The organism is Psychrobacter sp. 1Y10, assembly GCF_052259005.1.
In the GTDB taxonomy this organism is placed as follows: Bacteria; Pseudomonadota; Gammaproteobacteria; order Pseudomonadales; family Moraxellaceae; genus Psychrobacter; species Psychrobacter saeujeotis.
This window is the reverse complement of the sequence record NZ_JBQQES010000012.1, coordinates 14,928-39,072: the sequence shown is the minus strand read 5'-3', so window position 1 is coordinate 39,072 and position 24,145 is coordinate 14,928. Positions and strand designations below refer to the sequence as shown.

The 24,145-nt window shown below is 41.9% G+C and carries 18 protein-coding genes; all 18 read right to left on the bottom strand.

All coding sequences use genetic code 11. The features are described 5' to 3' along the window. Nucleotides 1–371: 371 nt before the first annotated feature. The 18 genes from brxL to tatA all read right to left on the bottom strand — a co-directional run bounded on the left by brxL (nucleotide 372) and on the right by tatA (nucleotide 24,122). Nucleotides 372–2,420, bottom strand: a complete 2,049-nt coding sequence (brxL, locus tag ACTXGH_RS13060) for a protease Lon-related BREX system protein BrxL (RefSeq protein WP_439297036.1) — start codon at nucleotides 2,418–2,420, stop codon at nucleotides 372–374. After that, on the bottom strand, nucleotides 2,421–4,745 hold the full coding sequence (gene pglZ, locus ACTXGH_RS13055; RefSeq protein ID WP_439297037.1) for a BREX-1 system phosphatase PglZ type B: 2,325 nt from the start codon (nucleotides 4,743–4,745) through the stop codon (nucleotides 2,421–2,423). It abuts the gene before it with no gap. 42 nt (nucleotides 4,746–4,787) lie between these two features. After that, entirely contained in the window at nucleotides 4,788–6,587 is a 1,800-nt protein-coding gene (locus ACTXGH_RS13050; protein WP_439297038.1) for a DUF262 domain-containing protein, read from the bottom strand. 70 nt (nucleotides 6,588–6,657) lie between these two features. Then, on the bottom strand, nucleotides 6,658–7,548 hold the full coding sequence (locus ACTXGH_RS13045; protein WP_439297039.1) for a hypothetical protein: 891 nt from the start codon (nucleotides 7,546–7,548) through the stop codon (nucleotides 6,658–6,660). Between the two features lie 134 nt (nucleotides 7,549–7,682). Continuing rightward, nucleotides 7,683–8,369 carry a DUF4276 family protein gene (locus tag ACTXGH_RS13040; protein WP_439297040.1) on the bottom strand — a complete coding sequence of 229 codons (687 nt, stop codon included), beginning with the start codon at nucleotides 8,367–8,369 and terminating at the stop codon, nucleotides 7,683–7,685. Beyond that, nucleotides 8,369–9,478: an AAA family ATPase gene (locus ACTXGH_RS13035; RefSeq protein ID WP_427647597.1), complete on the bottom strand. Its 1,110-nt coding sequence runs from the start codon at nucleotides 9,476–9,478 to the stop codon at nucleotides 8,369–8,371. The genes ACTXGH_RS13040 and ACTXGH_RS13035 overlap by 1 nt, the downstream gene beginning before the upstream one ends. Next, on the bottom strand, nucleotides 9,479–10,465 hold the full coding sequence (locus ACTXGH_RS13030) for a DUF3644 domain-containing protein (RefSeq protein WP_439297041.1): 987 nt from the start codon (nucleotides 10,463–10,465) through the stop codon (nucleotides 9,479–9,481). It abuts the gene before it with no gap. 1 nt (nucleotide 10,466) lies between these two features. Further along, nucleotides 10,467–13,949 (bottom strand): Eco57I restriction-modification methylase domain-containing protein, encoded by a 3,483-nt coding sequence (locus ACTXGH_RS13025; RefSeq protein WP_439297042.1) that lies wholly within the window; start codon nucleotides 13,947–13,949, stop codon nucleotides 10,467–10,469. After that, entirely contained in the window at nucleotides 13,949–17,413 is a 3,465-nt protein-coding gene (gene brxC, locus ACTXGH_RS13020) for a BREX system P-loop protein BrxC (RefSeq protein WP_439297043.1), read from the bottom strand. The genes ACTXGH_RS13025 and brxC overlap by 1 nt, the downstream gene beginning before the upstream one ends. Nucleotides 17,414–17,482: 69 nt before the next feature. Then, entirely contained in the window at nucleotides 17,483–18,028 is a 546-nt protein-coding gene (locus ACTXGH_RS13015) for a hypothetical protein (protein WP_439297044.1), read from the bottom strand. Then, nucleotides 18,021–18,728 carry a hypothetical protein gene (locus tag ACTXGH_RS13010; RefSeq protein WP_238038932.1) on the bottom strand — a complete coding sequence of 236 codons (708 nt, stop codon included), beginning with the start codon at nucleotides 18,726–18,728 and terminating at the stop codon, nucleotides 18,021–18,023. The genes ACTXGH_RS13015 and ACTXGH_RS13010 overlap by 8 nt, the downstream gene beginning before the upstream one ends. 701 nt (nucleotides 18,729–19,429) lie before the next feature. After that, the gene (locus ACTXGH_RS13005; protein ID WP_439297045.1) at nucleotides 19,430–19,978 is read right to left on the bottom strand and encodes a leucine-rich repeat domain-containing protein; all 549 of its coding nucleotides are present in this window, start codon (nucleotides 19,976–19,978) and stop codon (nucleotides 19,430–19,432) included. A 141-nt stretch (nucleotides 19,979–20,119) separates the two neighbouring features. Next, nucleotides 20,120–20,542 (bottom strand): ion channel, encoded by a 423-nt coding sequence (locus ACTXGH_RS13000; protein ID WP_201611663.1) that lies wholly within the window; start codon nucleotides 20,540–20,542, stop codon nucleotides 20,120–20,122. A 124-nt stretch (nucleotides 20,543–20,666) separates the two neighbouring features. Then, complete coding sequence (locus tag ACTXGH_RS12995) at nucleotides 20,667–20,996, bottom strand: DUF6122 family protein (protein WP_226945081.1); 330 nt, start codon at nucleotides 20,994–20,996, stop codon at nucleotides 20,667–20,669. Between the two features lie 101 nt (nucleotides 20,997–21,097). Next, complete coding sequence (locus ACTXGH_RS12990; protein ID WP_071001775.1) at nucleotides 21,098–22,390, bottom strand: ATP-grasp domain-containing protein; 1,293 nt, start codon at nucleotides 22,388–22,390, stop codon at nucleotides 21,098–21,100. Between the two features lie 175 nt (nucleotides 22,391–22,565). Beyond that, complete coding sequence (tatC, locus tag ACTXGH_RS12985; protein WP_025645697.1) at nucleotides 22,566–23,399, bottom strand: twin-arginine translocase subunit TatC; 834 nt, start codon at nucleotides 23,397–23,399, stop codon at nucleotides 22,566–22,568. Beyond that, a complete protein-coding gene (tatB, locus tag ACTXGH_RS12980; protein ID WP_439261622.1) occupies nucleotides 23,396–23,782 on the bottom strand; it encodes a Sec-independent protein translocase protein TatB in 387 nt (128 codons plus the stop codon). Before tatB ends, tatC begins: the two co-directional genes overlap by 4 nt. Before the next feature lie 55 nt (nucleotides 23,783–23,837). After that, complete coding sequence (gene tatA / locus ACTXGH_RS12975) at nucleotides 23,838–24,122, bottom strand: Sec-independent protein translocase subunit TatA (protein ID WP_011959992.1); 285 nt, start codon at nucleotides 24,120–24,122, stop codon at nucleotides 23,838–23,840. Between the last annotated feature and the right edge of the window lie 23 nt (nucleotides 24,123–24,145).

The window sequence follows — 24,145 nt, the reverse complement described above, 5'->3', positions numbered from 1 at the left end:
TTATCATTAAGATAAGTATATTAAACTGCCTACCAATTAGTTTTCTAGGTTATATACTATTCTAAATTCTATCGTTTGCTTCAATAATCATGATCAATTGTTAGGAGGGTTACCCGAGGACTATGGATGTGTAGTATATAGAATGAAGTATATATCGACTTTTATCAGTATATAAAATTGGGCAAGCTCTACTGCTTAGGTGTTAATATCGTCATTTTTTAGGGTTTGTTATTATTAGATTTAGTGGAAAAAATAACGACGTGCTTAGCATAACCTAGTACAAAAAAACGCCGCTAAGTCAAATCAGAAATTACTTAGAGGCGCTTTTAAGATTTTACGAAATACTCAGGTGGTTTGAGTAATGTTAGGGTTTACTCTACTATAGCTTTCAACAGTGCATCACGCGCATCTTGATAAAACTGTATATCGATTTTGGTAGCCATATCATCTGACAAGTCATACAGCTGACGCCTAGCTGTAACAGGCATAAGTAGCACACTAGCACCCTTTTCTACTGCTAGTTCGGCAATATTGACCGCATTGGTGACAGGTTCAATAGAGCCACCCAGATTTATCTCTCCTATCAATATAAGACCGCCTTTTACTGACTTTTTCAGTATACTACTACACATAGCAACTAACGCTGCCACACCAATCCTAGAGCCTTTTTTAGCTGCATCGAAAGCCCTCAGTTGTACTGTGAACTCATGAGCTCTAGGATCACGATCCCCTATCAGCTGCATGGAGCGCGCATAGAGGTTCTGTTCAGCGTAACGTAAAGACTCCTTGAACGCAGCTGGTGCTGGATTATTAAGAATCTTCACTCCAGAGCCAGGCCCTTCGTTTACTTCTATACGATACAGACCAGCGTTATCGTCAATCTCAGACCCACCTTCACTAATAGTCCAAATCTGTCCTGGTTCTAATGGGTCATCACCTATCTCGTTATTAGCTCTCAGTTCTGCTGTAGCAACAAACTTTTCAATTCCATCATCACCGATAGTGTAACTGAAATGGGTATTACGAAACTCAGCAGCACCAACGCGCTTCTGTTGCTCCTTCACCCGGCGGCGTACTTCAAGCCCCAAACGAATTGCCCATTCCAAGTCTTCATCAGATACGCTAAGCTCAGCATCTGGATACATTAACTTTAGGAGCCCTGATACTGTTTTATTAACTGCATTGCTATCACGGCCACTGAGCGCACCACCTAAATACACGCGGTTCTGCATAGCAGATACACGACTTTGAAAGCGCAGGCGAGTCATGCATTCAGAAAAGAAGTCGCTAACTAAACCAAAATGGTCAGTAGTTAGCTCTTTACTCATTTTTGGGACATCCCAGCCTGGCAGGTAGCAATGAATACGATCCATCCATGCCGTATCATCACGCATCTCAGCAGGTAAAGGACCAAATAAGTGGCCCACACGTTGCTGATGCTCTACATCCACATCGAAGTTACCCACAAACACCAATGATCCATCTGCACGGATGCTTTCTTTACCTCGGCTAAACTCACCCGACTCCATGTAGCCTTTCATGATATTGACACCTTCTTTAGTATCGAAGGATATTCCGCTGACTTCATCAAAACAAACTACATCGTACTGACAGACCAAACCACGCTGCCCACTAGCATTGTTCACAAACATCTTAGCGATTGTTGCTTTACCACCAGAAATCAGATGAGCATAGGGTGAAACCTGCTGAAACAAGTGGCTTTTACCTGTACCACGTGGCCCCAATTCGACCATATTGTAGTTACGCTCAACGAATGGCACCATACGCAGCAGGATGGCATCTTTAGCCCGTTGTGATAAAGCGCTTGGTTCCAAGCCGATAGAGCGAATTAAGAAATCACGCCATTCATCACTAGTGTAGTTTGTGCGAGCTTCATTCATCACATCTAGCACGTTACGTTTTGACATTTGAATGGGTCGCAATTCAGCTATACCAAAAGCATTGCCTTTTTCTTCTGCAATAATACTGTCGTATTCAAGCGTTACTTCAGCATAAAACCCACCTGTCAAAAGACGCTCATTATCATCAACAATCTTGTCCGGTATACGTACTTTAGTAAGGTTTAAACTAGGTAAGCTGGCAAGGTAACCATTCTCTTTTTCGACAAACTTGACACTAACGATATCAATAAGCTTGGCTGATCCATCCTTATAGGCACGTGCTTTGAATAGCTCCTCCTCTCCTGCACGTACTGTTCTTGAAGACAGCTGACGCTGGACAATTTCAAGACCTTCCTCTATTTCATCTGGGTCAGTTGATGCGCAATAACGACCCAGCATAAACTCAACCACATAAGTTGGTACTGGGAACTGGCGAGCAAATGTACGGACAAGATCCTTACGAACGATGTAGCCCTCAAAGAAATCTGCAGCCTTTTGGTCTAGCGCATCTAATTCCACTTACATGTCTCCTACTAATGTTGGTTTTTTTGCTATCACATTGCCATGCTCGTCTAGCAGTACAAGAATAGCTGACGTATCTTCATATTCGTCATCCACCATGAGCGTGCATTTACCTTCTTTAAGGGGTTTACGCTTACTAATCTCAGAGTCTGAGTCAGCCGCATGTATTCGTAGTACTGCGACAACTCCATCAGAGTCGCTATCAGCTTGCACTCTGCACTGAAACCCAATCCAACGCAAATCTGATAAGGTCGCTGTAATCGATGATTTAGCAGCTGAGGCTGAGCTTTGTTCATTAAGAACTTCAATCACCGGTGTCAAGCACTCCTGTAGGCTCAAGCCACCATGATCATAATGCAAGCCAGCCTTAAAACACGAAACCCCTGGGGCCATAGCGATACTGACTTGGCTGTTCCAGTACCAACCTACCTGCAAATAGCCACTGGCAACTGAATCTTTAATTACTGCACATCGTCCCCAACGAGTCTCTGTTAAGTGTTTAGGTAGCTCCACCTTCGGCATCGTTTCAGGAGTCAACATCCACCCATGGTCCGTTACGATTCTAATTTTACGCCATCCTGCCGCCAGCAACTCTTCAATCCGCTCAACTATTTCATCTAATAAACTATCAACCCTTCCTACAAGTTTAAGACCTTTTACATGGCCCTCCTTATCTATATCGCCGCTTTGTACCCATGCATTAAATGCCGGATCTCCTGAGTCACCCTCTTCAAGGTAGAGCCAACCTTTTTCTTTCAGAAATTTTCTTAAGTAATAAGCAGAGAAGCTTTTATCTTCATCCAGTAGGCTTGGTTCAAAATCACGGTCGGTTCCTCTACCGGTTAGACGATCGTGTACTGGCGTGACAGCAGCTTTAGCCGTTGCAGTAACTGAAGGTAATGCCGACCAGTTAGTGGCAAGTCCAACCTCTCCCAATGGCTTTAACTGTTCAACAAGACGCTGTGCCAAGTCATAACGCAGGCCATCAACGAAGAATACCACCTCTCCCGCATCAGCATAATCAGCTGTCGCCTTGTTGAGTTGAGTTGTACCGGGATAGCCTTTCTCTTTTACTAAACTTTGGAAGTTATAGGTAACCTCATCGAGCCACGGCGTATAGATGAGGGCAAGCAGTTTTTGTACTAAAGCTTGCTGACTGGACCTTAAAGGATAAGCCAAGGCTTTGAGGGTTAGGTCATCCGCCTGCCAATACTCATCACGGTATAATGTAGCCATTTCCTCAGGATCAGTGCCAGAAAAACCCTGCTGAGTCATGTTTGCAACACCACTCAAGTACTCGAGCACCCCCGCCAGCGGGGCCATATCTAGCTTAAACCAAATCCAGTCGCGGCGTTCGGCATGATACTGTTCTAGTACAGCTAACTCTTGACGTATCTCGACTGAGTTAAGTGTTTGTAGCTGAGATAATGATTCTTCTAAAGCAGATTCTTCAGTTTGGTTTATAACTGGGTAACTTGCACCATCAGCAACAAGATCACCCTGAACCTTTAGTAATAGCTCGGGCAAAGAAGGGTAATGATGACAGGATTCAACATAACGCTGCCACACTCCCTCCCAAACTCCCTGGCGTTGGCACAACAGCTCAGCGGCTGTCAGCTCACCATCTTGCTCGGGATTTAAATGATATTCAGTTTCACAAATACCGACTAATGCTTGCCAGCGCGCCTCATCCCAGCGCTCACGGCAAGCTTTTTCATCGTTCATCCAACTGAGTAAATCACGAACTGGATCGCTAGACACCAGCTTGTTAAAGTCTGAAGCCTCAAGACGGCGGTTCGCCAAATCCTCACGCTTGCTTTCAAGAATCTCATTTAATACACGTAACATTGCCTGCTGGCTTTTGTCATCCCTAGCAACATCAAGACCAACACCACCGTTATCTGAAGTCAAAAAAGCATTTACGGTCCAATCACGTCCAGAATTATTATATATCCACCAGCTACCACGGTATTGCAGTTCAGCTAAAGGCATCAGCGCTTCAGGACAAGTAGCAATGGCTCGTAAGTCTCGGCGCTCAATGCCTGGCAAGTAAACAATAGGAGTTCGATCTGTAGGAAGCTCAACCTCTGAAAGAGCGCCATCAACAACACATTTAATCCAGATAGCAGGACCTGTTTTTTTCTCAGGAGCATAGTCTCCTAGAACGATCAGCTCAGGCATAGCGGCTTGCAACAAAGGTAGTGCTGACTCCCACTGCCGCTGTTTATCAATCCAAAGAATCACACTAGGAGCTACTTGAACATTTGAGTTATAGTTAGCGCTGGCACGTACTTCTTTGGCTAGTAAATCAATAATTTTCATAATCTTCCTATAAAGAGATAAACAGGCATTGCTATAACACTACTAGATACTGGCAATTGATACTGTTAATAGGTACTTTTCCATTATCTCGGCGACTAGTCTATCAGTACGATCTTCAATTTTTTGAACAGACCAACTGTCTTGTTCAATTAGTGATTCGTTTAAATATAGTCCATTATTATAGCCAACTTTACGCCCTTGCTTATCTACTCGGTTTTTCTTATCTTCAAAATTCTTATTACCTAGCGTGCTGTTATAACCAGAGATGGTTAAATTCCCCAAGCAGTGTACATAAGCTTGACGATACTCCTCAGCAAGCTCTGTATCTCCATTAGCAATCATTTCTACCCAGTCAATCGGTATGTTGTCGCCTTGAGGAAAAATATGTTCAATAGTCCAGATATACTTTTTACCTTTAAGCGCCCATAGATCCACTTGAGTCTCACGAGTCATACGACTTTCTTCTAAAGCACATAGAACGAAACGACAGACTGCTTTATTATCCTCGTAAATGGGTCCTTTGAGACTCTTCTTAAACTGCTCATCACTAGCGCTTTCGGCTTTGAGTCTAGTTTGAATATGCTTAACCACTTCATCACCTTTTAATGTCATGATACTCTCAACCACATCCATAAAAATACGAGTGAGATCTCGGGTTGGTGGTAAGTCAGTCGCGTTTCGGCGAACGAAATAGGAGATTAGAAATTCTACTGTTTGTTCTAAGTGAATGTCTTGCAGTTTAAGATCAGCCTTACATTCAAATAGCACCATTAGTAGTAGATATGCTGGTCTACCTTGGATACGATCTAATGATAGTAATAACGAAGATAATTTAGGCTGATTGGGCACAGCGCGATAACTTACAATGTGCGCATAGTATTCAGACATACGAATCATTGTCTGCAGAAAACCTTCAGCATCTTGGGTTATTAGCTTCTCATATATTTTAATCAGATTTGACTTGGTGGCTACCGGTACAGAGACTATCTGCTTTAAACTGGGCTTAAAAGCGTTGTAATATTGGCGGAAAAACCGTTCTTGCACTGCATAGTCGTCACCCAAAGCATCAATCACTTTTTTCCAACGATTATACTGTTTATCAATACTACCTTTATCTTGAGACTCTAGTACAGCAAGTAGCTTATTTTTGATAAGGTCGATGGCGGTAAGCGGCACGCCACGGTTATTTAGCGATTCAAATAAAGTGTAGGCGTCAGAAGTACTTGCTACTTCAATCTTCACTAAAGTTGCTGTATTTACTTTTTCTAATAATTCTTGAAGTTTAATAATCGGATTATCACTGTGCTCAAGATACTGGTTAATGCGAGAGTGAAAGTGCCGGTACGCTTTAAACACTCGGCGATTACCTGCATGTGCAGCCATCTCTATATCTTGAAGAATGCCTATACTATCCAATACCGAAAAATAATCTTGTTGATTATTATTCTGTACTTGAGGTACTAGACGTGGTTGATTTGGCATTTTCTTTAAAGCTAATTTATGCTTTAGATTGTAGAGCTCAATCTTTTGTTCCATAACGAGATTCGGCTGCTTATTGAAAATATCATAGATGGCAGCCAGCAAAATCGATATTGTCGTCATACGTTGTTGACCGTCTACTAACTCGAGCTCCCGAATTGCTAAAGAATCCTGAGATTGATTGATACAGATAATTGAGCCCAAAAAGTAATGAAGTTCGTTATCTAATAAATCATCGAGCAGTGCATCCCACTGTATACGACTCCAAGTATATTCACGTTGATAGCGTGGGATAACGTATATTACATCGCTTTCAATATCGAGCAGGGTAGAAACTGGGTAGTTATAAACAGACTTAATCATAATTCGTTAATCATCTTGGAAGTTGTTATATAGTCTTTAAGGTAGTTTTCAAAAGAGAATTCTCGACTCTCTATTTGCTGTGAGAAATCATTGATCCAATCGCCAGCTCTACGCTGGTATCTATCTTATTTTCAGGAGACATTACTCCAACTGGCCGAATAGCATAGTCCATTAGTACATTCAAAGCAGCATAACCTTGCTCGCCTAGAGTATGGAAATAGTCATTAGTAAGCCGATCTATATCGTTACGAAATAGGATTAAATCATTAATTCTATTTGAGCTGATAGATTTCTTAGGATTGAGCTGTATACCAAACACCTTACATGCCAGCGGCAACATATAACGCCTAGGAACATGAAAACGTTCGAGGTTTCTCAGCTGATTAATAAACTCAACTTCTAGCTCTTTAATTTCTCCAATATTCTCATGCCAGCGAAGCATAATGTCATGCAATTGCTTAGTGTGAGCAAAACTAATTTCTACACTCTTACTCTCAAAAATAACTTCATTAAGGTTAGTCAGACGACAGAAACCTATCTCAAAACATAGTCTATGCGTTCGATTATAGCTGTTGGTGATACGGATAAAAGGTATCCATTGATCATCTTTCCATGGCTCAAAACTACTTTCCTTATGTATCAGATCTATGTGACAAAAAGAGCGTGTTTTAGGCATTATTATTTTTAGGCATGCCATATCCTTCAATGCTGTGAAATCAAATACTACCTTAAGTGCTTCTGCTGCAAGCTCATATGCTTGCTGGTTAGTCACTAATTTATAATTCTCAGTCACTACCGCAAAAACATAGTCGCTTTCGCTCTCTACTACTGCAAAATGACGCGGCAATGCATGATAACCAAATAAGTCTCCACTCTGCCGAGACGATTGTATAAATACAGGTTTCAGTTCGACAGGAAAAAAAGCTACTGATGGATCATAGTCAGGCCAATTACACTTCATTTATTCAGCTCCCTGCCGCTGATTATCGATCCAAAGAATTACACTGGGAGCTACTTGAACATTCAAGTTGTGCTTAGCGCTGGCACGTAATTCTTTGGCCAGTAAATCAATAATTTTCATGATACTCCTTAGGGTTAAGTGTTATTACTTCGTACGACAGTAAGTCTTTCCAACTGCTTCAACCAATTATCAAATAATTCGCACTTTTGGCGCATACTGTCCAACCCTACTTCTAAAGCGGCAAGTGTACCCATTACAGGTTTTTCATATCCTCTGATCAAACTTTCTATTCGCTTACTTGGGGCAGTCTGAGGGCTATTATTGATATGCTCAGGGCTATCAAACTGCTCAGCTATATCAGCCAAATTCTGACTCAGATGCTCATTACTAATTCCTCTAGCAAAGGCAATAGGATCGCTAAACAATAAAGCTTCAAATTCATACATTTGTACGAAAGGAATAAAGCGACGCATAGCATTATCACCAATTAGGCGTGTGAGCTTTGCAGTCATTGCATCTTGTACACTTGTAGCTTTGGTAACTATATCAACTTGGCTATCATGAACATCTTTACCTGGAAAAGATTGGGGAAGACCGTAATAATCGAAAAACGTAGTACAATATGCCGTTCTTTCACCAAGTAAACGATTTTTTACGTCAGCCTGTAAACGGTCGAATTTGAAATTACCACCTTTATGTCCTGGTCTACCTATTAAGGCAGGCACAAGTGATATACCTTTTGCTTGAAATGTAGGAGCCAATAACTCTTTGACAAACATCTCTTCAGTTTGTCCTTCACAAATCACATGAACCCTAATCATTATGAAGGTCTCCCGCCCAAAATGTTCTTTTGCCAGAGCTCACCAATTGTATAATCCTCAAGCCAGCTGGCAAAATCATCCTCATCTAGGCGTTTGACGACCGTCCCGCTGTCTTCACGATCCACAACGATCAGGTCTTCAATGTTGAACTCATTCAGTAATGCAACTGACTGGGTTGAGACGATTACTTGCATACGCTCAGCAGCTGAACGCAACAAGGCTCCTAACAAAGTAATAGCATACGGATGCAAGCCAAGCTCTGGCTCATCAATCACCAATGTAGAAGGCGGATCAGGTTGTAGTAGCGCAGTAACCAAGCAAATGAATCGAATCGAGCCATCTGATAGCTGACTAGGCCAGAGTACATAATCACTATTTTTTTGTCGCCATTGCAGGTTGATCTGTTGTTCCTGCGTTTCCAACTCACGTGGTTTGAATACAAAGTCATCAAACACAGGAATTGCTAACTGTATAGTACGACGTATCTGCTTCAACACCTGAGGATGCTCTGATGATAGATGATACAAGTAAGCAGCCAAATTAGAGGCATCTGAGAACAGATAATCATTATCTTGTACTGAGCCCCAGCGTTTAACACCAGCAGTATCACTGGTGTCGTGAAAATGAAAGACCTTCCAGCTAGCTATAGAACTGTAGCAGTAATCAGCTTCACTACCTTTACTGGATGACTCATAGCGATGCTTAAGTTTTGCTTCTTTATGTCCAGAACCTAAAGATATCCACTTCTCACCATATAATGGCCCATCAAAATAAAGCTTTTCTTTGAAGAAAGAGAAATTTCCTTCAACTGTCGATTCAAGTTCGAATAGATATCCATTTAACCCAAACTCAATAAAAGACTGCACTCTTTCTGTTTCTTTTATACCATAGCTAAGAATACGATCAGCACCGCCCTGTTGGGTAGTCCAATGCTGCAAGCCGCCTTCAACCATCTTGCTTAGCATACGAAAATAATCAACAAAATTGCTTTTACCTACGCCATTTGCCCCGATAAACACGTTTAGCGAATTCAAGCGCAATCTATCCAAGCTTTGGATAGACTTGAAGCCTTTGATGGTTAAGTAATCAATGGATTTTTCTGTGCTCATTTAGCTACTACCTTTATACTTGCCAGCGTTATCTTTACAGTGTTTTCTTACTTTATTTAACCAGCTTTCATACCAATACCAAGTGTTTGCAACCTCAACACCAAACCCTTTTTGAGCTTCTTTTGCTTTTTTGGACTGCCACAGATTTGTATGATGGTGCATTTTAAACTTCAAATAACCTTCTTTTTGTATTATCTCGACGATTTTAGAGGGTAAATACTTACTCTTTTCAGTCTCTTTTAGATAAACATAGTCCTTATTCACTTTCTCAGCTAGTTCAGAATCCGCTTTTACAAACTCAATGACTTTGTCAGCCTGTCCACGTTTATTCGCTGTTTTTTGGACGAATAACACCCTGTAGGAATAACTTGGGTTATCGAATTCTTTGTCGCTAAGAACACTGTCAAACTTCTGTATGTAACCCTTAATATTAGCTGGCAAGTCAGCTTGTTCCTCTAGCATCTCCTTTTGCTCAATGGATATGCTAGAGAACTGCAAGCTAAACGACAGATGTTTTTCAATTGAATGCTCATCACCAAACAGCTCTTTTATGTATTGGTTATAATTAATAGCGCACGCTTGAAACCTGGCACTTAAAAGATCGTCAATTCTCGTCGTCATTTGATGTTCTATTTCATGTCTGAGCCCTATTAGGAAACGCAAATTATTAGAAGCGTTGTTATCAATAGGTGAGTTTCTGTCGTTTAAGCAGCGCTCAAGCTCCCAATACTTATAGGCTCCATGCTTAGTTTTGTCATATCTTCTTGATTTACCAGCTTCTTTATAATATCTATATTCAATCCCTTTCCCTCTGTAATAAGCATGCATCAGGTAGGTCCAGGAAATATTCATTAGCACAAGATATGATTCGGACTTAAACGTAATATTCGGATTATTAAAAATCTGGACCGCAGCAAGTGCGGCCTCTCGTGATTTATGAATTAGTTCATTCCTAATTGAGCCAACGCGTCTCGTTCTTTTTTGCACTTTAGCCCTCTCTTGCCGCGCGCTTGTAAGCCAACATCAAGTGATGATCATTAATTCGATCACCCTCCTTGCCTTCATACTCTAAACCTAAGGTGTACCAAGGTGCAGACTCAACATCTTTACCACGGTCTTTGGTCCATTTAACGTTAGGCTTCCAGCGCAACACGCCAGCATCTTTTTTACCAACATCACGAGCCTTCATAAATGGACGGATATTTAGACGCACACCATCGTTAAGATCAGGATTCCAGCCGATAGACTGCTCTGCTAAGGGCTTCCAGCGTACAAAGATATCGTAAGGCGCCTCCCCCTCAAGAATAGCTTCGAGCTCGCGCTTGAGTGCTTCGGCGGCAGCGAGACGTTCTTGCGCGCCGTCTTCGCCACTAGCCATCCCGCTTTGCTGGGTACGTATCCAGTCACCTAGATATGTATAAATCAGTCGTTCCAAGCCAGCTTTATCTAACACATGATAGTTAACCAAAGCACTAAAGCCGTCTGCTAGTCCATCCCATATATGCCAGATAAAAGGGCGATGCTGGAACATCTTACAGTGCTGCTCAAAGAATTTATCACGTAGCCATTGGTTGAGAGACTTACCAACTACTGTTTCCAATAAACTGTTCTTCAGAGGTGTTGTCCAAGCTTCTCCATACGCGGCTTGCAATAGCGCCTCTAAACGCTGATCTGCTGCCTTTTCACCGCGTACTGCTGGCAGGCAAACGATACCGTCGTCATCAGTAAATTGGTTAAGCTCTTGGCTACGCTCAACCCACTGTCTTTGTTCAGCGGCTAATTCCATTTCATCATCAATCTCAGCAGGCCAGCGGTAACCCAGCAGCCTGGCTACTGCAATTTGCAGAACGCTGTCATCAACTCGTAGTTCACCATTCACTGTCCATTTTGTTTTTTCATCCCATACAACAGAGCCGCAGGGATGACCATGGAATATCCATTGGGACGGATCGTTAGTATGAGGCTGTGGCAAGCCATTAGAATATTGCTCATTACAAGCTTTTGTCCAAAAAGAGCAATCAAAAGGAGCTTTAATCATAGTGGCATTAGCAACAGCAACTTTCTGGTCGATTTTTCTGATTTCATTCTGAAAGACACCTGATTCAACAAAGGAATATAGTGCTGAAAGGTTTTTAGAGTTTTTAGGAATTATTGGACAAACGTTACTATCGAAAGCTTCTCCAATATAAAGGGCAATTGGTAATGAGCTCATTTGTGAAACTGCCACTCCTTTATTTCCCCATGCAGCAAGACCTTGTCTACGAGCTAAAGCATGTCCATCTTCTACCCAATCAACAATATACTCAAGTCCACCATAAAATGTGTTCTTACTAACTGTGCTTTGTAAAAAAAGCCATCGAGGGGAAATGTCAATAACCTCCCAATACATTCTACGAAACCTTCCATCGTCGCCTGACTTTAACCCTTGAAAAGACGCAGCCATTGTAGATAGAAGATTAGAACCATTCAAATCCTCTAAAACGACAGCTACACCAGGATTCTTGAGCTGTTTACCCTGTTCTACACTTTTTACATCACCATTTAATAACCCAGCGGCTTTTTCAGTAACAGTATGAAATTTGGACACATCCAATCCACGAATCCATTTTTTTTGCTCGCTACTATTTAATAAGTCATTAAACTGACCAGTTGCATTACCTCGACTTAAAGTAAGTAGTTGTACATTGAAATCCCACATTGGGGTCTGGAATGCTTGCGCACCAAGACGAGCAATTAAGTTCCAAGTTTCATGATGTAAAAGCTTCTCACGAAACTTTCGATAATGAGCGAGAAATAGCCAGTTTTGTGGTAAGACAATACTTGCAGTACCACCTTCAACACAAAATTCTAAACAGCGATCAAGAAAAACCGTGGCTAGATCTTTCTTACCTTCAGGGTAGTAACGCTCACAATACTTCTTCAAAGTATCATCTTGTTTACCACGCGCCAAGTAAGGCACATTAGTAACAACCCAAGTATACTGACTGCCTAATAGTTCAGCCGCTTTTACTAAGCCCTGAGCCACAATCCCTGCTTCTAGTTGGTTTGTTTGCTCACTGCTATCAGATTGATTAGCCTTGCCTTGGTCTTTTGCTAATGCTTCTTCTAGTAACTGCTGCAGCTCATCCCACTTAGCAATCTTTACCGCATCACTACGGCGCGGGTTAATCAAACTACCTAACACTGGCGCATCCTGGAAGGTTTGATACATCCAGTCCAAAGCAATACTTAGGTTTTGCTTACCAGCATTTCGGCTTAGCGCTTTCCATTCGTCTCTGGCAGCAGAAATAGATAGACCACTACAGGCTAAATGCAACTCTGGTAGCTTACGATATCCACCACCATTTTTATATCGCCAAGCTTCTAGTGCTAATGCAAAGACCGCCAGCTCCACACAGCGTTGGTCTAACTCTAACCCGTGTAAGTTTTCACTGAGCACTTTATCAATAGCTTGTTGTTCACTGAGGCTCTCAAGTTGCATACGCATTGGCACAAGCATGAGGAAAATAGCCACTAAAAAGTGACCTGACCCGCAACATGGATCTATGGCTTTAAACTCACTGAGATCATCTGGCCAGGCATCAAAAGTGCCAGAAGCGGGTTGCCACTGTTTGGTTTGCTCGTCTTTTACAAAGCGTAGGTATTCAAGTGATACGCCTGGTATAGCGGCTTTATTGCGTAGCTCTTGTTCACTGCTGGCATGTTGCCAATCACTCTCAGTCAGTCGCTTGCCAGCCCACCATGCACCTAAGGCATTATCAAGTAAGAAGCTCACCATGTAAGGTTCAGTAAATAGCTGGGTAACAGGAGATAGCTCATCTGCGCCTATCTTCACTTCAGACGCATTCACCTCTTCTTTGCGCTTACTCTGCCAAAACTGATATACCCAGCCAAGGCTATCTTGAGCTTGGAAAGTTTCTAAGGATAAGCCAGTGACGAGTTGTTCTAGACTACGCTGATGTTCAGGAGAAAACTCCAACTCAAACACTGGGGAGTCGATACGGAAAATCTGCGGCAGCATCTTTGACGCCAGCACGCCTGCCAGCTCCCAACCGTTTCCACAGCGTCTTTCTAAATCATCACGGGCGGTATCTGGGTCTTGCACCAATTCGTTGCAATCAGCCAAGGTGAGCGCTGTGTATTCGTCGTACATGAGCAAGTTGTTTTGCTCAAGGAACCGAGCAAATAGCATGCGGTGCCAATGCTCATAAGCCACTTCGGTGACTAGGTTGTGAATGGCTTGTCTGCCGCTATCTTGTTTAATGTCACCTAATTGACGACCACGTGCACGCAAGCGGACACGCAATTTGCGTTGTTCATCATTTAAATAATCAGCAGGTTTTGCATCACCCACACCCAGACGGCTGAGTGCTTGAGTTGCCGCTAGCTCAGCAATATCACGGGCTTTAATCACTGTTGCCTCTAACGTACGACGCAAAGCTTTATCAAGAGGTTGTCGAGTTGTCATCATTAGAAAGTCACCGGTCCATCACTAAGTTTATTGAGAATTTGAGTTTTAACTTTAGCCAACCAAGTATCAACATCTTCTTCTGTCTCAAAGGTCGCTCGTGGCAACGTAATACGCTGTAACTTAGGCTGCAATCTCTGTATCGCATCCATACGTGCTTTATCAAAATTACTGGCAAGCGCATCTGTACGATCTCTCCACTGCTCGAAATTAACCTCATTCAAAGCATCGAGAATGGCATCAGCGTCATTTAGAGCAGGCTCATTAAACGTCGTTAGCTTGAATTTATTAAGAACCTCATTCTTCTGAGTCTCATCCAACTGCTGCCAATAGCTATCATCTTCCAGTTGAGCTAAATACTTGGCGTGCTGCTCAAGATAGCTATCCACACGATATTGTACGGCTTCTCGTAACTTATCAACCAACTGCTTTTTAAGATTAGTAATTGGATTAGGCTCATCGAGTAACGATCGATTGGCTTCGATGGCATTTACTTCAGCTTGAATATCAGCTTGGAATGACAGGCCCTGACTCTGGTCTAATAAGTCTTTTAGCACAAACCAATCGGGTCGTCTTTTTTGAATCTTATCAGCAGTCTCAGTCCATTGTTGGAGTGATTGCTTGATGGCATCTTGCTCATCTAGAACATATTTGAGCTTAGCATTACCAGATTGCTGTGCAATCTCGTCAAACAAACGGTAGCTTGGGCGCTCAGGCAAAGGCGCATCACCACCCGCTTCTTTTGCTAATGTACGACCTTTATCTATTAGCGAATCTAGTTTAGCCGCTTCTTCACCAGGCTGGCACGAGATGCCACTAGCACTAATTAAGCCGCGTATCTTAATCATATCTACTGGACGAATAGTAATACTTTCTGGTAGAAAATTAGTTTGGCTGATTTGCTTGCGTTCTAGCTCTTTTACAGAGATGGGATGGTTTCCATTACCTTTAGCAATGAGAATACCACTAGCCAATAATGCATATAGAGCGCCGTCGATAGTATCTTGCGGCCAACCATAAGGAGCGGCAGAAAAATGTTCTCGAATCTCACTACCTTTTTTAGATACCCCTATATAGCGCTTGATCTGTGCGCAAACCGGATGCTGCTCAGGCTCATCAGAGTAACCTACAGCTTCTAATGCATTCTGTCCGCCATCTTTGCGAGCTCGATCATAGACCTTACCCCATCCTGTATTATCAGCAACATCAAACTCACGATACAGACGCACCAAAGAGGCTTTAGCAGCCGTCTCAACACGCTCTGCAATACTACTGCCTTCAACTTCGCTGCCGCCAGCTTGCAACACTTGCACGCCAGCAAAGATTTCATTCAATAAAGCTTGAACTTGCTTTTGTGCATCACGGTGGCGAGTTTCCATCGCACTACGAGCATCCGTACCTGCGTCAGTATTAGGGATACCGCGCTTTTCTAGTGTGGCAGATGCTGCATTCTCTGTAATGATTGCATTGGTTAACTCAGAGCGATTACGCGCAGGAATATAAACAAAAATTGTCGGCTCGCTAGGCTGGCGGCGACGCGCTTCAGAGACAAAGCTTTTTTCATCAAGGCTCCAACCATCCTGTATCCAAACATAGATTTTTTCACTGGCATCACTTGGCAGCTCCAAATCAAAACTAACAATCAGCTGGCGCATCTCATTAGACTTACCTTGAGTTAGACGAATCTTGCTAATATCCTGACGAATAGATTTATGCAGCAAGTCCACGCGTATATTTTCAACGCGCTGCATATTACCACGCAGATCTGCCTCCTCCTGACGCAGAGTGTCATACCACTGAGCACTTTCTTGAGTTTGTAATCGATACTCAGACCCAACACTAGTCTGCATGACCATTAGCAGACCTTCTTCAGTCAATTCATTTAGCAACTTAGGTACAGCAGTACGAATTTCATCCTTACCATTATTCAAATCTGCTATTAGTAAATCCGCGAGCATATCAGAGGTCGCTCTCACACCACAGTCAGCTGCTGGATCAGTAGGTAGCTTCCCGATTAGTAATATTAAAGCAAGTATGCGAGCTTTAAGCCTATCATCAGCATCACCCGCAGAAAAACGACCAATGGTTTCCGTGATTTCTTTAGAGATTACACCTGTTTGTAAAAGATTTACTGAGATTTGATCATAAATAAAGTCAGCCGGTACAACATGACCTAATGGTTGATCTGCTGTGGCTTGAGCGGCTTCATGAATCACTTTAAGCTGATTGCGTAGCTGAGACACTGTGCCTGTGGTATCTACAATACGTAAGACCTTTTCCCAAAAACGACGACGTACCGGCAATAATGGATAGTCAGCCAGTAACACTTTCTCATCATCACGATGATGTTCAATTTTTGTACCTCGTAATTGCCGAGCGATTTCTCCTAGATGGGATTGCAACATCTCCTCTAGCTGAGGTTTAACTGAGGCTTTTTTCTGTAAGATAACCTTGCGGATAACCGACTCTACATCAGTATCAGATAACTGTACCGGAATCTGGAAGCGGCCAAGTAGACGTTGTAAGTTTGCCATCCCCGATAACGCACTTTGACCAGTGGCGACAAATAGCAGTTTGCTTTTAAACTTAGAGTGTTTACAGCAAGTTTCAACCATTTCTTGGACTTGATGCGCCTTTTCAGCGTCAGTGCCAATATATTGTTGCACCTCATCTAATACAATCAGAGTCAGGGGGAAGCCATCATCTGATGCCAAAGCATCATAAATTGCATCGACCATCTGTTGGTTAGTAACATCTGAGGCAATGGGATACTGTTCACGAAGAAGCTGTCGCACCTCTTTAAAGTCTTCGCCTAGCGTATTATCTTCTTCCAGCAATGCTCCAGCAATACTACGAGAGACATAAAGATCTTCTAATTCATCTTCCCAGTAGTCTCCTTCAGCTTCAACCCTTGCTTTAGTACTCTCAAAAATACCTTTTTTCTTGAGCCACATTACAAAGCGAGCTTGATGGTACTGCTCTGGAAGTCCAACAGATTTGAATATAATATTAAGTAGTGCCATGCGCACATTATTATTTGCACCTGACCCTAATGTTCCAGATGCGGCATGAAGACCACCATATCGATTAGCAACACTGCTCAGCTCTTTGAATTGATCTTTAATTTCTAATGGCAAATCAGCAATATCCCTTGCTCTAGTTCCATCATTGAATTCTTGGTTAATCCAAAAAGCTCTAAGCATCTTTGCCAGGTGCGACTTACCTGAACCGAAAAAACCAGAGATCCAGACTCCTGGCTGCTCATGATCACTGTTTAGGTTTGTCAGATAGGCAGATAAAATTTTATCTAATCCAGCTTCATACTCACCATCACAGACGAATGTCTGTATTTCATAACGCAAAGTTTTAAGAGCTTGATTGGACTGATCATCTTTTACTTCTGCAACACCATTGTTTTCTAATCGGTTCAGCGTCGGATCTAACTGATAAATTTCACGGTTCAACATTTCTTCAAGCTCCATTGCAAACATTACGCTGATCTAAAGTAAGACAGGTAGGTATATTATTAATATATATTAGTTTTCTGCTGTAATCGCTGTGGCCTGATAACCCCAGCCATCGCGAGCATCTAGCAATCGATAGGTGTTATCAATATACTCTCCTGGAAACAATACCAGTAAGCGACCTGGTACATGAAGAGCTAATTGCTTTACAAAGTCCGATACGGAAGCTAAGCCAAATAATGTGCCACACCCTACTAGAGCCACCAGGGTGTCTTCATCAGCTTCATTTTGAATACGCTCTGCTAACAGCTCCACAGACTGTCGAGTAAATACCTTATACTTAGACTTCAAAAACTCTGGATCTTCAAAATAGTCTTCACGGTATTTTTGTTCTGCCATCCATTGAGGAAACAGGCGCGTTATATCCAACTCTAACCAAGTATGTCCTGCGCTTTCAGTCGCCAAACGGAACTCTTCAGTACGCGCTCGTAGCTTTAGTTCATCTTCTTTGTGGTAGACGGCAAACAGTACACGCTGCTCATCTGCCAATCCTCTCATCCAGGGAATACTAATATAACTAGAATAGCTTTGAATCAGGCGATTCAATCGATTACTCATATATCCATGACTCCTCTTCCTCATTTAAATAGTTAGGAAATGTCACTTCCATCACCTCACTAGAGTGCTTGAAATCAATTAAACCACTGTAGCTTGCCTGCCTTGTCAGCTCGACCAAACGTTCCTGACGACAACCCAGGATTTTAGTCCATTCGGTATTAAACAGCCGATTTCCGGTCGCTCCCTGTAGATAGCCGAGTAATAGAGCAAATGCCACATTAACCGGCCTCACGTCAGGCTCAGCTCGATGCTTTTTGTTCCGTCCGTGCAAATAACCTGCGTTTGTCCATGTGCCGTTAACATTTTGCGCTAGAGATTTGAGCGACGCTGCACTGAACCTGTCAGGATACTGATCACTAATAGCCTGTTCCATATCTTCTCTTGGCAAGTGTTCACCTAACTGCAGAGATAATATTTTGGCTTTGGACATCTCTAATATAGGATCACGCGTCAATGCCATCTGACACGCCAGTAAAGGGCGTGCGCTAGCATCACTCTCCCATAATTGTCGGAAGATTCGAAAAAGTGTAATTTCTGTATCCATGCCATACAAATCGACGAGATGTCGCCAAGTCAAGGTGCGCGACTTACTGGTAGGTTTATGTAAAACGTTAGCCTGCTCAATATCATCACGATAATCGTCAGGTTTTGCATTTACTGGTTGTCCCTCAAATAGTTGTGTCAGCTCCGAGAACATCATAGTGCGGGCTGAATGTGCACCATTTTGCCCGAATTTAAAGCCAAATTTTTGTTGATTTTCTTTTGTAGTCATAACTATAAGCTCTCATTGAATAATGAAGAAGTTGTGTCAATCATCTTTGTAAGTTAATGGCCCTAAAATTGTTTGTCATTATACCCTGGTATAACGCTTTATCAATAAACCACTAGGTCTTTTCCACATTATTCAAATTGCGTTATAGATTGAAACCTTGAATACGTGTAGCAAATGAGCTGATTATCTTTCTACGTGGTCAACTTTCAAACCGTTGACTCTAAGGCTGGTGCGTACCTGAAACTCTGCAGTCATGATAGACAGAGTATTACAATTGGCTATATATTATCTTTTGAGTTTAAAAAGCAATATCATAACAATCTTAATTGGTTAGGCGTTGCTGGCTGCTCAGGTAAAATACACTTTCATATTGTCCAGGCGATTCACTTAACATCGCTTATCATTTTATGAGCAATATGAATGTACATTACATATATTTCGACTCAATTTTAAACCTTTATTCATTATTATAAATTAGATACGATCTGCTTCTTAGGTGAGGATATCGGCGATTTTTAGGGTATTGCATTATTAACTTTAATAGAATAAAGAAACAAGCAGTTAAAATAGTCCTACACAATAAATTGCTTTTACGCCTTTTATCATATAGCTTAGAGGGAATTACAGCCTTACAACAAATACTCAGGTGGCGTGTCTGATATTGGGGTTTGAATCTGACAGCGACCAATGAACATCTTAGTAAGGTTATGAAGTTGTCCAATACTATCAGGTAGCGCTTCGAGTTCACTTTGATCAATAAAGAGTTCAGTAAGATAACTCAGTTGCCCGATGCTCTCAGGTAATGCGACAAGTTTAGAGTGACTAATAGACAGTTTGGTTAGATTAGTGAGCTTACCGATATTGGGCAGTAAATGACTTGAACATATGCCACTGATAGTTATATCTACTAGATTTGTAAGGTTGGTAAGCTCATCGGGTAGATAGGCTATTCTATAGACGTCTTTTGAGTGTTGCTCATCATGTTCAGGCTCTAAGATCTCTAGCTTTTTTAGGGCTAACAGTGATTCTTTATTACGAGGAATTTCAGAATGCTTGAGCTCAAACTCATCTGCCCACGCCCATATTTTCTCAATCCAGTTGTCATTAGTATTTAATGTTTTATTAGAAGTATCAGACTGATGAATGTCCTGATGGTAGTTATTATTGTTTGGATTCATAGCTTTATTCCTTATAACAACTTGAACTATTTTTCTTATGCCAGAATAACGTTAGTATCCTGACATAGGTTTATGCAGCCCTATGCTACACATAGTCGAGATAGTCTTTAGCTAAATAGTCTTTAGCTAAATAGTCTTTAGCTAATTTGCAAGGGGTTTTTTACCATTCATGATCTGCAGCACAAAGGTTCCGGACATTGTAATCAGTAGGAAACCATGGAAGGCCTCCATCGCGGTCATAAATCGAAGATGTCCGTTAGGCATGAGGTCACCTCGCCCAAGCGTTGTGTAGTTAACTAGCGAGAAGTAAAAGTAGTCCATAAAGGTAAGGGAGGCACTGCCGTTGGATGAGGACGAGACGAGGTCACCAACCTGAAAGTTATGCACAGCAACCCAAAAGCCAGTCGCATAAAGCAGTGCCTCAAGGATATGAGCCAGCACGATTGAGGCAACTGCGACCCCAAGGCAGTGTCCCGGATGGCGCGACGGCGTCACAAACTGTGACGAGAATTTTAATACGCCATAATGTATTGCTGTGCAGACAGCGATTAGAATCGCTGCCATTATAATTGCCAGAATCACTTTTTATCCTTTTTGAGGAAGGAACGACATTAAAGGAAGATTACCCTATTTATTTTAACTAATCCTGTATAATTTTTTCACTATAGCTAACGACTACGCATAAGCACTAGAGTCTATTCAGATAGGTCATTACGCAGTCATTTGAATCAGTCAGCATATGTAGTAACAATCCTAGACCAATTATTCTATAGGGCTTTGGTAGAAATAGCATAGCCGCATAAACTGCCATTGCATAGTAAGTATGTAATGGATGAAAATTAATACTACAGCGATCAGGTAAGAAAACAGGTGTTGCTAGCAAGTGATCTAAATCTACCAGCATGGTTGCTAAAAGAATCAAATATACTCGTTTGTAATCATCACGAAAAAAAGTATAGGCAATAATCAACGGCATGCCAAAATGCAGGAAGTAGTGGATAACGGTTTGGATCATCATCTTTCCAATTCAGCATGATGTTTTATTGATAAGTTGGTATGCAGAATAATTAAACTAGTAAACGTTACTTAAGAAGCCAAAGCTACATGTTCATGCTATGTTCAGACTTGAAAAACAGGCGCAAAGCCACCCCCTGGTGTGCGAAAGTTAGTCGCTTGGCCTTGATAGATACGCCCAGCAGTTAGTAGCAGCTGTCCTGCATAGGTATAAAGACGTATATCTACCTTTCTAGTCGTCACCACATCATCAATCTTTATTGATCGCTCTGTAGCAGGGATAAAGGTCTGCGCAATATAGCTTTCATCTAAAATAGTCTCGAATACGCGGCGGGTAATCTTGCTGCCACGGTAAACGCCCTTACTACCATAACCAGCTACTGGCTTAAAAAACAATTGTCTCCGAGTACGCCATAATTCTGCTGCATCCTCTTTTGTAACCATTCTGGTAGTTGGTACTGACTTTTTTAGATATTCTGCATCATCATCACCTAGTCCCCACGACTGCAAAGTTTGCGTATCGGATAGTAAAGTCAGGTTGCGCTTATTAGCGAATATAGCATGGGCATGCGGATTGGGGGTTACTACTACCGCACCCTCTAAATAGGCACTTTTAAGCACGGCGTGGTTGGGGTTTTCAAAGGCGAAATCGACTAACCGATTATAGATCATATCAATGGGCTTGCTATGAGCTGTCAGTACACCATCAGCATAGTTAAGCTCAGACGGATCGAGTATAACGGTATCAATGCCTTTAGCTTGAAGTAGTTGGCAGGCCAGCTGAAACTCCAAATACATGAACTGGCTTTTGGGCTCATTATCCACAATAGCAATGCGATTGGGCATGCTAGTTGCCGATTGTCGCTGCCATTCTTGTATGAACATATTAGCGACCGCTTCTTCAAACCCATCAAGCATTTTAGTAGTAGCAACACTTTGCTCTGAGGGGCGACAGCAGTGTTTTTGTGCGCGGGCAAGTGCTACGTTTAAAAATGCGCCTCCAGCATTGGTATTGATCTCAATAAGCTTGGGGTCATCGCTCCCTAAGTGAAAGTCATAACCCATAAAGGCCCCTATTGGCCCCGGATCGAAAGCCGCGATATTGGGTGCCCACGACAGTACTTGCTGTTGATATGACGGTAGTCTAGCAGTCGACTCAATAGCTGCGATGATTCGCACCATTGCTTCTATCTCTGTCTTAGGGACGAACACCGGTGTCGCTGAAAACAGCTTATTAAGCTCATTGGCTCCTAGTGGATTATCTCTTGTGTTTACTAATTGATCTTGCAGGCTGTTATTAAGCGCTTTACGATCTAAAGTACGGCAATAGCACTCTTGATTAAGCTGATTTGCCAGATTATCATTCGTTTTGTTTTTATTATTAATTAGGGATTCCATTTAAATCTCATTACTAAGTTGAATGTACTGATAGGGTTTAGGGGACAGCCAAAATAAAAAAAGTGTCTTAAATGTTTAAGATAAGGTTGTTTTTATAGTTACTTTACGAAATAGTCATTTTGCAAGATACTTAATTTGCAATATATCTAGTTTATAAATTAGCTACTTTGCAAGGTTATACGGTTTTACGCTCTTCTTTAATGAGTACTTTCGCTAAAAACAAACCTAACTCGAACAGTAGCCACATTGGAATCGCGAGCAATAGCATTGACACCCCATCGGGCGGTGTGACTACCGCTGACACAGCAAAACAACCGACGATGATATATCGGCGCTTACTCTCTAGACTCTGAGTGGATATGATACCGACCATTATCAATAATAAAGTAACCACTGGAATCTCAAAAGTGAGTCCAAATACCATAAATAACTTTAGCGCAAAGCTCAGATAACTGTCGATATCGGTCATAGGTATAACGTTTTGCGGAGCGAATAAAATAAAGAACTTCAATACGCCTTTGAGTACCACAAAGTAGGCAAAAGCGACACCAGAATAAAATAGGAATATCGAAGATATCAGCACTGGAATAGTGATTTTTTTCTCTTTTTTATATAATCCAGGCGCTATAAATGACCAAATTTGATACAGAATATACGGCATCACTACAAAGGCAGCAACGAAAATCGTCAAGCGAATAGGTGCCATAAAGTTCGAGGTAATATCAGTAGCAATCATAGTCGAATTCGCAGGCAGCTGCGCAACCAGAGGGTCTGATAAAAGATTGTAGAGCTCACGCGAAAACCCTACCAATGCTAAGAAGACGATCAAAACGGCTACGCATATTTTGATGAGATGCTTGCGTAATTCAATCAAATGCTCAGTAATAGGCATGTCGCTAAGCACATTCAGCACATTATCAGTCTCAACATTATGGGTAGCATCTGACGCCTTAGCATCTGTATTTGCTAACTTTCTTTGGCGACTTTTTTGGCGCTTAAATAAGCTCATTTATCCCCCTTCTCTATAGCTGAAGAAGAGGTAGTATTCTGTTGATGGTCTTTATCATAAGGGGTGATTGACTGATGTGAAGCGTCTAGGCTTTGGTTCTGTGACTGCTCAAACTTTTGCATACTGCCACGCATTTCTGCTAATTCGCGCTTCATATCCGACTCGGTCTGACGAATCTTTGCCAGCTCATCTTGCATCTGTTTTCGTGTCTCAGCTAGATCAAGCTCAGCTTCTATTTCAGATTGTAGAGTGGATACTGTACGGCGCAGTTTGGCATACCATTGCCCAGCGGTACGTGCGGCTTGCGGCAGTTTTTCTGGGCCCAATACGATTAAAGCAATGACGCCAAACAAGAGTAATTCGGAAAACCCAATATCAAACATAACAGTCACATATATTAATAGACTACTTAGTGCCGCTATTTATAAGCGGCGCGCTTCATACTTTAGGCTGGTCATCAGTGGAAATAGGGCTGATTTCCATATCATCAGCCTGATTACCTACACGCGTATTTAAATCATTACTTGCAGCTGGCGTACTATTTTCATGGCTAAGCACATGATTTTTGCGAGCATTCTCGGGTTCTTCATCTTTGACCGCTTCTTTAAAACCCTTCACCGCACCGCCTAAATCTTTACCTGCATTTTTAAGCTTGGCAGTACCAAATACGACCACCACTACGACCAATAAAATCAGCCAATGTGTAATAGAAAAGCTGCCCATAACGGTATCCTTATATTTTGTGA

Excerpts from the sequence above, each read along its gene's own strand:
- tatB (WP_439261622.1), bottom strand. The coding sequence starts at position 23,782 with ATGTTTGATATTGGGTTTTCCGAATTACTCTTGTTTGGCGTCATTGCT.
- ACTXGH_RS12995 (WP_226945081.1), bottom strand. The coding sequence starts at position 20,996 with ATGATGATCCAAACCGTTATCCACTACTTCCTGCATTTTGGCATGCCG.
- ACTXGH_RS13000 (WP_201611663.1), bottom strand. The coding sequence starts at position 20,542 with ATGGCAGCGATTCTAATCGCTGTCTGCACAGCAATACATTATGGCGTA.
- pglZ (WP_439297037.1), bottom strand. The coding sequence starts at position 4,745 with ATGAAAATTATTGATTTACTAGCCAAAGAAGTACGTGCCAGCGCTAAC.
- ACTXGH_RS13040 (WP_439297040.1), bottom strand. The coding sequence starts at position 8,369 with ATGATTAGGGTTCATGTGATTTGTGAAGGACAAACTGAAGAGATGTTT.
- ACTXGH_RS12990 (WP_071001775.1), bottom strand. The coding sequence starts at position 22,390 with ATGGAATCCCTAATTAATAATAAAAACAAAACGAATGATAATCTGGCA.
- tatA (WP_011959992.1), bottom strand. The coding sequence starts at position 24,122 with ATGGGCAGCTTTTCTATTACACATTGGCTGATTTTATTGGTCGTAGTG.
- ACTXGH_RS13025 (WP_439297042.1), bottom strand. The coding sequence starts at position 13,949 with ATGATGACAACTCGACAACCTCTTGATAAAGCTTTGCGTCGTACGTTA.
- tatC (WP_025645697.1), bottom strand. The coding sequence starts at position 23,399 with ATGAGCTTATTTAAGCGCCAAAAAAGTCGCCAAAGAAAGTTAGCAAAT.
- ACTXGH_RS13045 (WP_439297039.1), bottom strand. The coding sequence starts at position 7,548 with ATGAAGTGTAATTGGCCTGACTATGATCCATCAGTAGCTTTTTTTCCT.
- brxC (WP_439297043.1), bottom strand. The coding sequence starts at position 17,413 with ATGTTGAACCGTGAAATTTATCAGTTAGATCCGACGCTGAACCGATTA.
- ACTXGH_RS13050 (WP_439297038.1), bottom strand. The coding sequence starts at position 6,587 with ATGATTAAGTCTGTTTATAACTACCCAGTTTCTACCCTGCTCGATATT.
- ACTXGH_RS13005 (WP_439297045.1), bottom strand. The coding sequence starts at position 19,978 with ATGAATCCAAACAATAATAACTACCATCAGGACATTCATCAGTCTGAT.
- ACTXGH_RS13010 (WP_238038932.1), bottom strand. The coding sequence starts at position 18,728 with ATGATGTTCTCGGAGCTGACACAACTATTTGAGGGACAACCAGTAAAT.
- ACTXGH_RS13015 (WP_439297044.1), bottom strand. The coding sequence starts at position 18,028 with ATGAGTAATCGATTGAATCGCCTGATTCAAAGCTATTCTAGTTATATT.
- ACTXGH_RS13035 (WP_427647597.1), bottom strand. The coding sequence starts at position 9,478 with ATGAGCACAGAAAAATCCATTGATTACTTAACCATCAAAGGCTTCAAG.